The sequence below is a fragment of the Candidatus Accumulibacter contiguus genome, assembly GCF_036625285.1.
In the GTDB taxonomy this organism is placed as follows: domain Bacteria; phylum Pseudomonadota; class Gammaproteobacteria; order Burkholderiales; family Rhodocyclaceae; genus Accumulibacter; species Accumulibacter contiguus.
On record NZ_JAZKUC010000003.1, the window covers coordinates 155,024 to 167,299 of the forward strand.

Sequence of the window (12,276 nt, forward strand, 5' to 3'; positions counted from 1 at the left end):
CTGTGGGGGTCCAGAAGGGTCAAGGCAGCACCGCAGTCAGCGCGCCCCTGCCGGCGCGACGGGCGCATCTTCACCCCGCACCACCGGCTTGCCGTTCTCCCAGGTGACGGCGTACTGACCCAGACGCCGCTTCTTCTCCAGAACATTCGCGACGGACTTCCGGAGTGCGTCCAGTTGCTTCTGACCCTCCGGGGACGGGGTCGTGATTCGCTTGGCGTTCATCGTTCGGCCTTCTCAAGCAATAACTGATAGTGGTCAGCGCGCAGGATGTCGCGCTGGTCTCCGCACTGTTCGAAGACGAGCTCCGGATTTTCACCATCGTTCATCAAGCAGACGCAGCGGTCGACGCGCTGACTGAAGTCGTCCAGCAGGTGGCGCAGGCTGCGCGGGAAGCGCCGCTCGATATCCGCCTCCGGGATGGCGTGCCCACCGTGGGCCACCCGCTCGGCGACGCGCAGCTTTGACATCTCGGCGCTGGGCAGCGCCAGATAGATCAGGTCCACCCGCCAGCCGTCGCGGCGCAGCCGGTCGACCATGCGCAGATAGGTGCGTCCAGCCAGGGTGGTTTCGAGCGCGAAGCTTTCACCGGCCACGATCCGGGTTTCCAGCTCCCGCCGGAAGATGCGGCTGGCGGCCAGCAACTCCCGCTCCGGGGCGAGCGGCGCAAGCCCGGCGGCGATCAGGTCGGCGTTGATGAAGTGGAAGCAGCCCACCACCGTGGGCAGGTACTCCAGCGCAAAGGTGGTCTTGCCCGCGCCGTTGGGGCCAGCGATGATCCAGCAGGTGCGGGTCATCCGGTCACTTCCTCCAGCGGGATCTGGCCGGTGACGGCGGCGGTGATCAGCGCGGCGCGGCGTTCCTTGCGAGCACCAGCAAACCGCGTCGTCTTGCCGAAACCCTTGAAGCCGTGACGTGGCGTGGTCAGCGTGCCATGAACAACCAGCCACTTGCACAGCGATTCCAGAACTCGCGCGCAGGTTTGCTTGCCGTGCAGCGATTCCAGTTTCTTCCACGCCTCGGGCTGCATCGTGCGGATGAATGCCAAGGCCTCGTCCGGGAAGATTGCCCGCTCGCAGTCGAAGCCCCGTGCCTCGATCCGCGTGTATCCGTCGCCGAGCAATACCGCCTTGATGGCGGTTTCAAAGGAGCCGTTGGAGAGTTGCTTCATCCGCCGCTTCCTGCCGCAACGCGAACCTTGCTGAGAACTCGCTCTCGCACTTCCGTGTAGATGTCAATACCGATCGCTGTGTCGACTTCGAGAGTCACTGCCAAGGCGTAAGGTACTGCACCCGAGAGCACCTTGGCGTCCTCGCGGCAGCTCACGTGGACGACCACTTCGTCTCCGTCCACGAATGCGGCGGCCTTCTCGCCCTCGAAGACCTCGTGCTGGACGGTGCCTCGCTGGACGGCCTGCCAATCCGCACCCCGTCGCTCGAGGTGTTTGTTGCTCCCGACCGACAGCTTCGACTGGGGAGACGCGAACCAGAGGTGTGCGCGCCGCCACCGGTGGTTGAGCGGGTGGATGGGCGTCATCCACGCGAGGGTGACAACGAGTCGACGCCATCCACGCTTGCCGCTGAGTGACGGTGGGAGAGGGAACCGATGCTCTGCTCCGGCCTCTGCGGCGAGTGTTCCGCCGGCGAGTGCTGTGACCCGCGCCTTGGTGCACTCGCGCACCGCATCGAGGTCAACACGCCCGAAGCCCAACAGGCGCGTGAGGTACTCGGCGAGCTTGTTGCCGTTGGCCGGGGTCCTGAAGAGCGCCTGATAGGCGTCGCCGGCTTCGCCCCAGCGGGCTCCATGCACGAGGAGCGCCTTCAGCCACACGGCGTAGGCAACCTGGTCGAGAGCCTGTCCGCCATCCGTCTCCCGGAGCTCAGCCAACACCGGCACGAGGAGCGCCGCTCCCCGTGACATGAGCGCCGTCGCATTGCTCGTCCCGCGATTGGGCACCGTCGCGCTCACGTCGCCCGCTGTCGGGCCTGGCGTGGCGACGAGCTGGCCCGGACCGTAGGCGACGCCGGGCAGCGTCAACTCCGTGCTTGTGTTCAGCAGTGGCTTCACGAGCGCGGCTCGTCCTCCGGGCGCAAGGACGTCCGGCTTGACCGAGCGCTTATAGCCTTGGCCCTGCGCGTTGACGGGACTTGGGAACCCTAGCTTGGCCGGGTCAATCCAGTTCGGCCGGAGCGTGGTCGAGTCGCCGTCCTCATGAACCGCGCCAACCGTGAGCGCGTTCATCCCCTCGGCGGGGGATAGCAGGCGTCGGTGGCGCGTGTCCGCTGCGACGGCCTTCACGACGAGATCATGCAGCTCATCGGTGGGCACGGCGGCGAGCTCCGACCACGGGCGTCCCAACGCGATGGGCCTGCCGTGATTCCCAGCACTCACCAGAAAGAGCACGCTGTACTTCCACGACAGCCAGTCCAGCAACCGGGCCAGCGGGCTCATTGTCCCGTCGAAGGGGCGGTCTGCGATCCCGATGGACAGGTTGATCACCGCCACGTCCGGCGCCGTCGCAGGCTCGCCGCCATCGCCCTCGAACATCCGGCGCACGGCTCGATGAATGAGGTCGACGATCAGCAGCCCCTCCCGCACGCGCTCCTCTGGCGGAAGGTCGTCCCGCCCTGGTTGCGAGAACGGCTGCATGATTGGACGGACGTATAGCGGTTGCGGGATCGGCTCACCGGGCGAGTGCAGATCGCCCCATATAATGAGCGACGCCATGGCGGTGCCGTGAAGACGGAACCGCGCCTCGTAGTCGGCGCCGAAGTCATCGGGGTCGTCGACCGAGAGCCGGCCTGCGAGGGCCCGATGAGACTGCAGCGGCAATCCGTCCAGTAGGGCAACGACCGGCTGTGTCTGGGGATTAGGAGGCGGCCCGTCGGGAAGATGTGCGAGCTGTGACACCTGGTCGACCGTGATACGCCCGGCCATCTGGCCAGACGCCCGAAAGAACTGGATCTGCTCTGCCTGCACGAGCGCAACTTCACCTCGACGATCTGCATCAAGCAGGTCTTGGACAGCTGTGATCGGAAGGCGAACCGCGAGCGTGTGATAGTGGATATCGGCAATCACGGCCTCCGATGCCACCTCACCCCCGAGTTCCTGAACCCTCGCGCGTACGTGGGAAACGGCAGCGGCACGTTGCTGCCCATCAGAACGAAACCACAGCTCGATCTCGCAAGGGAGCTTCTCGCGCTCCCACTCCAGACGGTCGCGCCAATCCTCGAGCACACCAGTCTCTTCAAGTCGGTCGCGCACGGACCAGGGACGGATGTCGCGCAGCAGGGCGAACACATCGCGCCACTTCGTGAGACCTCGCTGGAAGTCTTCGCCGCGCTGCCAAGTGCTCCAGAGGTTGAGAAGCTGGCGGAACGCATGCTGGTTGGCGAACATCAAGTAAACGCGTCCGCGGTACTGTTCGTGCGCCCCCTTCTTCTCAACGAAGAAGTCGTCGTCGGGTGGGATGTCGTCCACGTCGTACTCAGCAAGGAACTCCAGCCCCTCGATCCTCGAGGCAGCGTTCAAGAAGTCATCCAATGTTCCCGCGGTCTCGAGCACGAGAACGTCCTCGGGCACGAGCCCCGCGGCAGTCGTCTGCATGGTCAGCCGCTTCGCCTCGAAGGCCGCTTCGAGCTCATCAAGGCGCGGCCCCAGACGCTGCTGCTGTCGGGCCTGTGCCAGAGGGGCTGGGTCCCCACCCCCACTGCCCTTCTTCGCGCGTGCGGCAGTGGTCGGCTCAGGCAAGATGAGAAGTGGCCGCTCAGCCATCGTCTTCCTCCGTTGACGCAGGCATTTCAACAGCGCGGTTCACCCACTGCTTCAGTCGGTCAGCGACGATGCCTCGTACATCCGCACCGGGCATTGTCAGTACGTAACGGCGTTGCACGTCCTGCGCAAACTGCTCGAGCTCAGCGAAACTCAGCCCATCGAGTCTTCTGGCGAGATGATCATGCGAATAGCCGAGCGGAAGTCCGCTTCGGTTCTCGAACATCTGTAGCCACGCCGCACGCTGCCCCCTGCCCGGCGCAGGCAAGTCGAGACGGAGCTGAAAACGGCGCCACACAGCGCGATCTAGGAGCTCGCTATGGTTCGTCGCTGTAACAACAACGACATGCGACGGGAGTTGATCGATCTGGAGTAGGAGCGAGCTGACAACGCGCTTGATCTCACCGGTCTCGTGCACATCTCCGCGCTCCTTGCCAATGACGTCGAACTCATCGAAGAAGAGCACACAGCGCTGCGTCCTCGCCTGAGCAAAGAGCTTCGCAAGCCGCACTGCGGTCTCGCCGAGGTAGCTGCCAATGATGCTCTCGTAACGCACCACGAGCATCGGACTACCGAGCTCCTGCGCGAGTGCCTCCGCAAGCGACGTCTTTCCGTTGCCCGGAGGGCCCACGAGGAGGACGCGGTTGCGCGGTTCGAGGTTGTGTGCTCGCAGTAGGTCCACACGATTGTGCTCCTCCACAAGCTCTAAGCACGCCTGTTGAACGAGCGCTGGCAGCAACAAGTCGACAAACCCCCGCCGGGGCCGAACCTCGTGATAGAGCCTCGTCTCGCCGTTCGGAACGGCAACAGTCGCGCGCGCGGGACGAACCGGCTTTCCGTTGAGGTCAAGGTGCTCCGCAAGGCGGTCGGCAAGGATGTTGTGCTGCTTCGAGCGCTCCTCCGTGATTAGGGCTTCCAGGGCCTTGCGGAAGAGCTCCTGATCGCCTTCGGCACCCGCCCTCACTATTTCTATAAGCAGATCAGCGCGTGCCATGGTGCCCTCTCTCATTCATATTCGTGCCTTCCACGTCGATTTGGCCAGTGACGGTGGCGGTGATTAGCGCGGCGCGGCGTTCCGATAGCAGAGACAAAGAAGAAGAGACTTCCCGCATCATTGACTGAAACCGCTCTACTGCGAGCTGAAGATAATCCACTATCTCAGTCTGCTCGGAGATCGGGGGCAATGGCGTCAGCCAATCCAAGACGTGGACTTGAGAAACCTTGACCATCGAACCACTCGAGCCTCTTGCGTCACGACGAATCTGAACGCGAGCGGCCGCTGTAGTTAGGAGATAGGTCAGATACTCGGGGATAATTCTCCCTTCTTGAACACGAAGCCTGTAGATGAGGTCAGGGAGTAACAGGTTTGGCTCATCGCCTGGGACACATGCGACATCAGCCACGAGTTCCGGCGTATTGCCGCGAGTTATGAGTACATCACCTTTGCGGAGTGCGAAAGCCTGTTCATTCTCACCCGCTTCACGAAGTGCCTTATTCTCTTCTCGCTTGAATCGACCTTTCGAAACTGCACTTAACTTCAAGACACCGAGCTCGCCTGCACCCGCTGGCGTGTTGGCAGCGATCGGTGAAGTGCCTTGATCCAACGCAGCAGTAATGAACTTGATACGGAGAATCTCCCAATGCGCCGGAATCTCGCCCAGCCATTCCTGGCCGGAGGGTTTGAGCAGGGCATTGGGGTCGAGGCCACGGGTGACGACGCGGCTGATGAGGGCGGCGCGTTTTTCTTCCAGCAGCGCCAGCATGCGTTGCTTCTCGGCAATCAGCCGGTCGATGCGGGCTGTTTCGTGGTCGAGATAGTTGGCGATCAGGCGCTGCCGCTCCTCATTCGGGAAGGGCAACAAGATCGAACGAAGATCGTCGGCTGAAAGCTCCATAAAGGTGGATCCGCGCCCCAATGCTTCCAGAGCGGGCCGTAGGTGAATCAGACTGTAGAAGTAGAAGCGCTCATCTACGCCATTTTTCTTGGCTAACAGGAAGCAACCCTGATTGCAGGTAGATGCTGCACCAAGGATCGCGGTCTGTCCAATCGGGGCGCGCTTTGAAAGGACAATTGAGCCCGGCGGCGCGAGGCTGACACCACAGTTGTTGTAGCCCTCTTCGCTGATTTGCCGACGAGTATTGCGAACATAGCGATCCGAGAGTTTTCCGAGGTCTTCCGGCGTTACCCAGTTGACATTTCCATCCCAGTACTCTTCCACCCCACTTGAAGGCGTGGCGCCCGACTTGGTATCGAATAGGAAGCGAAGTCGCCGTGCTTCGGATCCGACAGGTATGGTGGGCATCACTCCGTAACCTCCCGAAACAACTCCTCTGCGCCGGCCCGTTCGGCATCACTCTCGCGCCGATTGACCGGCGGCATTGCCGCAGTGTCCGATCGCATCATGGCCGCTCCTCCACAACGCGATACGCCTGTTCCGGGTCATTGGGCACGTCGGGCCGGGTCATGCAGATGCGACCGGCACGCAACAACGGGCGCAGATAATTCTGCCGGACGGTTTCGACGTTGCGGGCCAGCAGCAAGGCCAGTTCTTCGGCATGGCAGTCCCGGTGCTGACAGAGTGCGACGACCAGCTCGCGCATTTCCTCGGGCGGGCGGCGCTGGCCGATGGCGCCCACCTGGGCTGCCAATTCGCCAGGCAACTCGTTGAGCAAGGCACGCCGCGCAGGGTCGGCCAATGGGTCGGGGTTACTGGACAAGCCCTGGGGGTTACTAGATAAGGCGCCGGGGTTACTAGATAAGCCGTCGAGCTTGCTAGATAAGCCGTCGGGGTTACTGGACAGGCCGTCATCGTCTCCCAGCATCTTGCCGGTGGGCTGGTACCAGGTGGCCGAGCCACGACCCTTTTGCCGGAGCAGACCGGCGTCGCGCAACTTTTTCAGCGACTGGCTGGCGGTCAGGGTGTCCACCTTGTTGATGTCGCGCCAGCTGGCGTTGTCGATGGCGCCGACTTCGCGGATCACGCGTTGCGGCACGATGGGGCTGTCCTTGCGCTGCAGGTCGCCTTCGGCGAGGCCGAACGCCTTGGGCAGGTCGTCGAGGATGGCCGCCTGCACGCGGCGGATGAGCCGGAACAAGGGGTCGCGCAGTTCCAGGCTGTCGAAGCGCCGCTCGGGGTCGGGCACCCACTCGCGGCCGGGAACGCGGATGTAGTCGACCCGCGTCATCGGGAAGATGCGGCGCAAGGCGACCGGCTTGCCGAACAGGACCAGCCCGGCAACGGTGGGCTGCCATTTCCCGTGCTCGTTGAGCCGCACGCAGCCGAGCGCCTGCAGCAGATCTTCATCATTTCAAGCAGCGATTTGCTGATCTCGTCGGCGCGCTTGGCCTCGATGCGCTCGTTTTCGTCCAGCAGGTTGAGACGTTCGAGCAGTTCCTGCGCGGTCACTGCGTTACCTCGCTGAGCAGGCAGAGGATGCGCTTTTCCACTGCAGCCAGTTCGGCATCGATCTCGTGCAACGGGCGCGGCGGCTGGTACTGGAAGAACACGCGGTTGAAGTTGATTTCGTAGCCCACCTTGCCAATGCCGCCGTCCTGCTCATCCAATGTTTCGCGGTCGATCCAGGCATCGGCCACGTAGGGGCGCACCTCGCGCAGCACATAGCTGACGATGTCCTCTTTCAGCGGGATGCTCTCGGTATCCTTCAGCGCCGGGTCGGGTTCGTACTCGATGTAAACGCCGTCACCCCCAGCCCCTCGCGCGCGGGGAGAGGGAATCTTATGAAGGCCCAACAGGGTATAGATCTCATCCTTGGTGATGTCGGCGGGCAGGATCTGGCCGGGGAACAGAGCGGCGCGGTCCAGCGGCTCGATCTTGTGGTGCTTGGCGATCACCGGCGCGGCTTCGGGGTCCACCGTGGTGAAGCAGTCGCGGAAGATCTTCTTCTGCACCGTGCTCTTTGCGCCCTTTGCCCAACCCTCGACGTCGTCGGGCAGCGTCTTGAACACCTGCTGAATAGCGTCCCAGGCCTGGTTCCAGTCCAGCATCGGTTCGTTGCCGAGCGCGTCCTGCACGGCCTGCAGGGCGTCGAACAGCTCGGGGCAGGTGTTGAGGAAGCGCTCGCGGGCCTCGTCGGTGATCTGGAAGCGCAGGCGCAGCGGGCGCAGCACGCTGATGCGGCGATAGCCGAAGTCGGTGTTGTCGAATATGCGGCTGGTCTTGCTGTTCGCAAAAGCGCCGTGTTCGCGGGTAACGGCGTCGAGCGCGGCCTGGTCGAGGTAGCGTCGCTTGTCGCCCAGGCTGCGCTTCATTGCTGTGTAGCGCTCACGGGCGTCGATGAGCTGGATCCTGCCCTTGCGGTGGTCGGCCTTGCGGTTGGTGACCACCCAGATGAAGGTGCCGATACCCGTGTTGTAGAACATCTGCTCGGGCAGGGCGACGATGGCTTCAAGCTGGTCATGCTCAATGATCCAGCGGCGGATCTCGCTCTCGCCGCTGCCGGCGCTGCCGGTAAACAGGGGCGAGCCGTTGAAGACGATTGCAGCACGCGAGCCGGGCTTGTCGCGGTCGCCGGATTTGTAGTCCTGGAACTTGCTCATCATGTAAAGCAGGAACAGCAGGGCGCCGTCGTTGATGCGCGGCAGCTTGCCGCTGTAGCCGCGGAAGTTGGGCCAGCGGTCGATGACCTTCCTTTCCGCCTTCCAGTCCACACCGAAGGGCGGGTTGGCCAGCAGGTAGTCGAAGCGGTGCTCCGGAAACGGGTCGTCGGTGAGGGTGTTGCCCAGCACCACCTGGCCGTCTTTATGGCCCTTGATCAAGAGGTCGGAGGCAGCCACGGCATAGGAGCGCGGGTTGTAGTCCTGCCCGAAGACCTTGACCGTGGCCTGTTCGTTGTGGGCGCGAATCCAGTTCTGCGCCTCCGCCAGCATGCCGCCCGTGCCGCAAGCCGGATCGCAGATGGTGACGATGACGCCGGCCTGGGTGAGCACACTGGTGTCGGGCTCCAGCAGCAGGTTGACCATGAGCTGGATCACTTCACGCGGGGTGAAGTGGTCGCCGGCCGTTTCGTTGGCGGCTTCGTTGAAGCGCCGGATCAGGTCTTCGAACACCAGACCCATGGTGATGTTGTCGACCTTGCGCGGATGCAGGTCGATCTCGGCGAACTGGGCGACCACTTGATACAGACGGTTGGATTCTTCGAGCTTTTCGATTTCCTTTTCGAACTCGAAGCGTTCGAAGATCTTGCGGATGTTCTCGGAAAAGCCGTTGATGTAATTAGCCAGATGGCGACCGATGTTGTCCGGGTCGCCCTTGAGCTTGGGGAAGTCGAGCTGGCTGTGGTTGTGGAAGCCCAGCGGGGTGCCGTCTTCATCCTTCGCCAGGTTGTTGAGGATGGCGTCGATATTGGGGATGCCTTTGCTGCTCAGTTCGGCATGGCGCTTGAGCACGGCCGCCTTGCTGGGCGCCAGTACGGCGTCGAAGCGGCGCAGCACCGTCAGCGGCAGCATCACGCGCTCGTATTGCGGTGGGCGGTAGGGACCGCGCAGCAGATCGGCGACAGACCAGATGAAATTGGCAAGTTGTTGAAAATTAGCGGTGGCGCTCATGTCTTGATTCTGAGATGTGAGGAGTCAATTGGCATTGCCCGATTTTTTGTGCCCGTGATGATCATAACCATTTGACTTTCCGGTATGCATGAGCACTGCCTGACAAGATCAAGCCAAGGGTAGCATTTCAAGGGATGTTTTTGGGTGCGGGAGACGTAGCGCTTGTTCTTTCTGAATGACTCCGCAAAACGATCTCCCGCAGCCGCTGCAGTTTCGGCGCCACGACGGGTACGGTGAGCATGGTGCTGGCGACCGCCATCAGCAGCAGGGCGGTGAAGGCTTCGCTGCTGATGACCTGCTTGTCGAGCAGGATGTTGGCGAAGATGATCATGATCAGTGCCTTGGTCTGCAGCAGCCAGCCGATGATGCTCGCCTCGCCCGGCGCCCAGTTGAGCAGGCGGCCAGCGATGTGCGCTCCGAGCAGTTTGCCGCCGACCGAGGCGACGAGCAGGATGCCGGCGGCGACGAACACGGCTTCACCGCCCAGCGTCCAGTTGGTGCGCAGGCCGGTGCTCAGGAAGAAGACCGGCATGACGACCAGCAGCACATGCTGGCGCAACCGGTCCATCCGCTCCTGATCGAACCACTCGGTGTCCATGATCGCTCCCGCCAGGAAGGCGCCGAGCATGAAGTGCAGTCCCGACCAGTCGGCGCCGAAGGCGCAGACGGTCAGCCAGATCAGCGCCACATACCAGCGGTCGCGTTCCGCCAGCCGCCGCATCAGCGCCCGGAAGGCGTAGCCGAGCAGCGCGAAGGCGACCAGGAAACCGAGCTGTCTGCCCACCCGGACCCAGTCCATCAGGATCAGCGCCAGTACCCCCCAGATGGCGATGTCGTCGAGACTGGCGTAGCGCAGGATGCGCTGGCCGATTGGCTGGCGCAGGATGGCGAGCTTTTCCATCAGCAGGATCAGGATCGGCAGCGCCGTCACCGCGCACGCCATGCCGATGCCGACGACGAACTGCCAGGCCATCGCCCGCGGCCCGATCCAGCCATCGTGCAGCAGCATCAGACCGGCGGTCAGGCAGCCGAAGGCGAGCGGCGTGCCGAGCGCCAGTCCGGCGGTGATGCTGCTCTCGCGACGATGCACCCAGGCCTGTCTGAGGTCGAGTTCGACGCCGGCGATCATCACGAACAACATCACTGCCCACCAGGCGATACCGTTCAGCGACTGCACCACCGCCGGGTTGAAGACGAAGGCGTAAGCGTCGGGCCAGAAGCGGCCCAGGACTCCCGGCCCGAGCAGGATGCCGGTGACGATCTGGACGACGACCAGCGGCGCGTGGTAATCGGTCCGGCCAACCCGCCAGATCAGCCAGGGCAGCGTGAAAATGATCGCCATGGCGATCAGGAAGATTTCCGTCGTATTCATCGAGTCATCGATTCATCGCGCCGGGCACGGGCTCAGGGCGACCGGTCGTTCAGCCGCCGAGTTTCCTGGCCGAGATTCGCCCAGCCGTTCGAGACCTTGCGCCCATTGACGCGGAGCGCCAGCTTCAAAAACCGAAAAATGTACTGCGTGAAGTATATTCATTTTCCTGGCGAGGGGAGACGAGGGTTTGCCGGTCGGTGCCTGCATCGATTACTGGATCGCCAGCCAGGGCCTACCGCGCTTGACCCGCGATCGCCTCACCCACCTCTACTACGGGTGACCCTACACCGGCGAGGACTTGTTGGCTGCCGGCGAGCGACTCGGCTTAATTCATGCCCTTTGCGCCCTTCGTCCTGGATGTGGACGACGAGTTTTTCGCATTCCTGGCGAACGAGGGCTATACTCTGCAACCCTTGGCGGAGCGGCTCCCGGATTTCCGCCAGATTTCCGGCGTGAGCCGGCTGAAATCGAGCAGCGTGCCTTCGAGATTCTCCCGGACGATGAGCACGGCCTTCTGCTGAATGAACTCGATCGCCCGCCGCCGTCGGGCAAGTCGATCTCCTCCGATCGCGATAGTTTGCGCGCCAAGCCGCGGCTTGCGCTACGCTAGACGACCTACACGCTGTCCACCGCCTCGCGGCGCGTGACGAAGCACCCAGCCAACCCAACCCGACCCAAGGCCACCATGAAAACCCCGCAAAGACTCACCGCACTTGTCGAAGAAGGCCTCGTCGATGAGGTGATTGGCCAATTGATGAGCGGCAAGGAGGCCACCGTCTATGTCGTTCGCTGCGGCGAAGCGATTCGCTGCGCCAAGGTGTACAAGGATGCCAATCAACGCAGCTTCCGCAAGAACGCTCCCTACCAGGAAGGCCGCAAGGTCAAGAACAGCCGGCAGGCGCGCGCCATGGAGAAAGGCAGCCGCTATGGGCGCCGGATGCAGGAAGAGGTCTGGCAGAGTGCCGAGGTTGATGCCCTGTATCGGCTGGCCGCCGCCGGGGTGCGGGTGCCGCAGCCGCATCTCTGCTTCGCCGGCGTGTTGCTGATGGATCTGGTTCTCGATGCCGACGGCCACGCGGCGCCACGCCTGAACGATGTCGAACTCAGCGAGGAACTGGCGCTGGCGTATCACGCCCTGCTCATGAATCAGGTGGTGCGCATGCTGTGCGCCGGCGTCATCCACGGCGACCTCTCGGAATACAACATCCTCGTCGGCGAAGGCGGGCCGGTCATCATCGACCTGCCGCAAGCCGTCGACGCGGCGGGCAACAGCGACGCCGCCGAAATGTTCGAGCGTGACGTGCTCAATCTGCGCACCTACTTCAGCGCCTTCGCGCCGACCCTCAAGGATAGCCAGTACGGCAAGGAAATCTGGGCGCATTACGAAAGCGGCCTGCTGTCGCCGGAACTGGCCCTGACCGGTCAAGTCGTGCTCGACGAGGGGCTGGCCGACGTCGACGCCGTTCTCCTCCAGGTCAAGCTGGCCATCGAGGAGAATGCAATCCGGCGCATGTGCGAATAGCCCACATACCTTCGCCACTGATCTGACTCTTCGGTCAACAATATCAAG

The 12,276-nt window shown here is 63.0% G+C and carries 11 protein-coding genes; 2 read left to right on the plus strand and 9 right to left on the minus strand.

Annotated features, from left to right (window positions below; genetic code table 11):
• Positions 1 to 36: 36 nt before the first annotated feature.
• The 9 genes from V5B59_RS25720 to V5B59_RS25760 form a co-directional block, all read right to left on the minus strand.
• Positions 37 to 222, minus strand: coding sequence for a hypothetical protein (locus V5B59_RS25720; protein ID WP_034909302.1), 186 nt, complete (start codon positions 220 to 222; stop codon positions 37 to 39).
• Positions 219 to 794 carry an AAA family ATPase gene (locus tag V5B59_RS25725; protein WP_169071947.1) on the minus strand — a complete coding sequence of 192 codons (576 nt, stop codon included), beginning with the start codon at positions 792 to 794 and terminating at the stop codon, positions 219 to 221. Before V5B59_RS25725 ends, V5B59_RS25720 begins: the two co-directional genes overlap by 4 nt.
• Positions 791 to 1,168 (minus strand): hypothetical protein, encoded by a 378-nt coding sequence (locus V5B59_RS25730; protein ID WP_169071937.1) that lies wholly within the window; start codon positions 1,166 to 1,168, stop codon positions 791 to 793. Before V5B59_RS25730 ends, V5B59_RS25725 begins: the two co-directional genes overlap by 4 nt.
• Positions 1,165 to 3,771, minus strand: coding sequence for a S8 family peptidase (locus tag V5B59_RS25735; RefSeq protein ID WP_169071946.1), 2,607 nt, complete (start codon positions 3,769 to 3,771; stop codon positions 1,165 to 1,167). Before V5B59_RS25735 ends, V5B59_RS25730 begins: the two co-directional genes overlap by 4 nt.
• The gene (locus tag V5B59_RS25740; RefSeq protein WP_169071945.1) at positions 3,764 to 4,762 is read right to left on the minus strand and encodes an AAA family ATPase; all 999 of its coding nucleotides are present in this window, start codon (positions 4,760 to 4,762) and stop codon (positions 3,764 to 3,766) included. Before V5B59_RS25740 ends, V5B59_RS25735 begins: the two co-directional genes overlap by 8 nt.
• On the minus strand, positions 4,749 to 6,071 hold the full coding sequence (locus tag V5B59_RS25745) for a restriction endonuclease subunit S (RefSeq protein WP_169071944.1): 1,323 nt from the start codon (positions 6,069 to 6,071) through the stop codon (positions 4,749 to 4,751). The genes V5B59_RS25740 and V5B59_RS25745 overlap by 14 nt, the downstream gene beginning before the upstream one ends.
• 97 nt (positions 6,072 to 6,168) lie before the next feature.
• Positions 6,169 to 7,044 (minus strand): Fic family protein, encoded by an 876-nt coding sequence (locus V5B59_RS25750; RefSeq protein ID WP_248595079.1) that lies wholly within the window; start codon positions 7,042 to 7,044, stop codon positions 6,169 to 6,171.
• Between the two features lie 127 nt (positions 7,045 to 7,171).
• The gene (locus tag V5B59_RS25755; RefSeq protein WP_169071943.1) at positions 7,172 to 9,334 is read right to left on the minus strand and encodes a type I restriction-modification system subunit M; all 2,163 of its coding nucleotides are present in this window, start codon (positions 9,332 to 9,334) and stop codon (positions 7,172 to 7,174) included.
• Between the two features lie 127 nt (positions 9,335 to 9,461).
• Positions 9,462 to 10,706, minus strand: coding sequence for a cation:proton antiporter (locus V5B59_RS25760; RefSeq protein ID WP_169071942.1), 1,245 nt, complete (start codon positions 10,704 to 10,706; stop codon positions 9,462 to 9,464).
• A 332-nt stretch (positions 10,707 to 11,038) separates the two neighbouring features.
• Here V5B59_RS25760 and V5B59_RS25765 point away from each other — a divergent pair, with 332 nt between their 5' ends.
• Together V5B59_RS25765 and V5B59_RS25770 are read left to right on the plus strand one after the other, a co-directional pair.
• On the plus strand, positions 11,039 to 11,227 hold the full coding sequence (locus V5B59_RS25765; RefSeq protein ID WP_169071941.1) for a hypothetical protein: 189 nt from the start codon (positions 11,039 to 11,041) through the stop codon (positions 11,225 to 11,227).
• A gap of 164 nt (positions 11,228 to 11,391) precedes the next feature.
• Positions 11,392 to 12,228: a PA4780 family RIO1-like protein kinase gene (locus V5B59_RS25770; protein WP_169071940.1), complete on the plus strand. Its 837-nt coding sequence runs from the start codon at positions 11,392 to 11,394 to the stop codon at positions 12,226 to 12,228.
• Positions 12,229 to 12,276: the final 48 nt, after the last annotated feature.

Coding starts and splice junctions, on each gene's coding strand:
- V5B59_RS25720 (WP_034909302.1), bottom strand. CDS start 222: ATGAACGCCAAGCGAATCACGACCCCGTCCCCGGAGGGTCAGAAGCAA.
- V5B59_RS25725 (WP_169071947.1), bottom strand. CDS start 794: ATGACCCGCACCTGCTGGATCATCGCTGGCCCCAACGGCGCGGGCAAG.
- V5B59_RS25730 (WP_169071937.1), bottom strand. CDS start 1,168: ATGAAGCAACTCTCCAACGGCTCCTTTGAAACCGCCATCAAGGCGGTA.
- V5B59_RS25735 (WP_169071946.1), bottom strand. CDS start 3,771: ATGGCTGAGCGGCCACTTCTCATCTTGCCTGAGCCGACCACTGCCGCA.
- V5B59_RS25740 (WP_169071945.1), bottom strand. CDS start 4,762: ATGGCACGCGCTGATCTGCTTATAGAAATAGTGAGGGCGGGTGCCGAA.
- V5B59_RS25745 (WP_169071944.1), bottom strand. CDS start 6,071: ATGCCCACCATACCTGTCGGATCCGAAGCACGGCGACTTCGCTTCCTA.
- V5B59_RS25755 (WP_169071943.1), bottom strand. CDS start 9,334: ATGAGCGCCACCGCTAATTTTCAACAACTTGCCAATTTCATCTGGTCT.
- V5B59_RS25760 (WP_169071942.1), bottom strand. CDS start 10,706: ATGAATACGACGGAAATCTTCCTGATCGCCATGGCGATCATTTTCACG.
- V5B59_RS25765 (WP_169071941.1), top strand. CDS start 11,039: ATGCCCTTTGCGCCCTTCGTCCTGGATGTGGACGACGAGTTTTTCGCA.
- V5B59_RS25770 (WP_169071940.1), top strand. CDS start 11,392: ATGAAAACCCCGCAAAGACTCACCGCACTTGTCGAAGAAGGCCTCGTC.